General features: G+C 49.6%; 1 protein-coding gene. It reads left to right on the forward strand.

All coding sequences use genetic code 11. The annotated features are described in order from the left end of the window. Window positions 1-1,466, forward strand: a 1,466-nt coding sequence (locus tag C772_RS15880; protein WP_051059470.1) for an IS1182 family transposase, incomplete at both ends; no start/stop codon positions are given.

Genomic DNA, 1,466 nt, shown 5'->3' on the forward strand with positions numbered 1-1,466 from the left:
TGCCGGCGAATCGAGAAGCTGATCCAGGAGAATTTGCCGGCTATGTGGCTGGCCGCAGGCCAGACGCCGGATTACCGGACCATCAATGAGTTCCGGCGTGTCCGAATGCCGAAGATGATCGATACCCTCTTTGAGTCGATGGTCTTGGAGCTTCATCAACGGGGATTTGTCGAGTTCGAAAACTACTTCCTCGACGGAACCAAGATTGAGGCCAATGCCAACAAGTATACGTTCGTCTTTAAAAAGGCAGTCGCAGGAAGAAAGGAAAAACTCGAGGCCAAGATTCGGGAGACCCTTTCTGAAATCCACGAAATTGCAGACGCGGAAGGCATGGAGCTGGGTGAGATGCCTGAAGGAGATCCGACAGTACCAGAACTTGCAGAAGTCGCTTCGAAGCTGGAAGAACGGGATGAAGCCCTGACGGGCGACATGGAGAAAGAACAGGATGGGGCGGTCCGTAAAGTCATTCGTAAAAAACGATCTCTAATCCGGAAGAAACTAAAACTGGTCCGGGATGATTTCATTCCGCGCAAAGAAAAATATGCCGTTCAACTTGATGTCTGCGGGGATGACCGGAACAGCTATTCGAAAACGGATCCTGACGCCACGTTCATGCGAATGAAGGACGACCATATGAAAAACGGCCAGCTCAAACCGGGCTACAACGTTCAGATGGCCACCGAGAACCAGTTTGTCCTCTTCTATTCCATCCACCAGCGCCCGACTGATACCCGTTGCCTGATTCCGCACTTGGAGTCCTTTAGGGAGACCAATCTTCCGATGCCGAAACGCATTGTCGCCGATGCGGGATACGGAAGCGAAGAAAACTACCAGTATCTTGTGGAAGACGCTGATGACAAACCGAAAGCTGAATTTGTCATTCCATATGGCACTTACATAAAAGAACAGAAGCGCAGTTTCAAAAACAATCGTTTCAATGCGAAGAACTGGGAGTATGACGAAGAGGACGACCTGTTCATCTGCCCAAACGGAAGGAAGGTCCAGTTCAAGAAATACCAACAGAAAAAGAACAAATCCGGCTTTGTTCAGGACTTCAAGATCTATGAGTGCGAAGACTGCAGTGACTGCCCGCTGAAAAAGCTTTGCACTAAAGCGAAAGGGAACCGTCAGGTTCACTGGAACCCGGTCTATGAGGAACTGAAAGCCAAGGCCAGGAAAGCCCTTGAAGATGAAACCCTGAAACAAGTCTATGCCCTCCGGAAAATCGAGGTCGAGACAGTTTTTGGGAATCTCAAGGGCAATTTGGCGTTTCGTCGATTCCTCCTTCGAGGGCTCGATAAGGTTCACGTGGAATTCGGCATCCTGGCAATGGCCCACAACTTCCTGAAGGTGGCGGGCATCCTGCGGATGCTTTCTGCAAAAAACATAAAAAACAAAAACAGGCGGAGAAAAAACAACTCGTTTTTCTCCGCCTGCTTTATTTTAGGGACTTATTGGACAGCCCC

The sequence above is a fragment of the Bhargavaea cecembensis DSE10 genome (assembly GCF_000348905.1).
GTDB classification, from domain to species: Bacteria; Bacillota; Bacilli; order Bacillales_A; family Planococcaceae; genus Bhargavaea; species Bhargavaea cecembensis.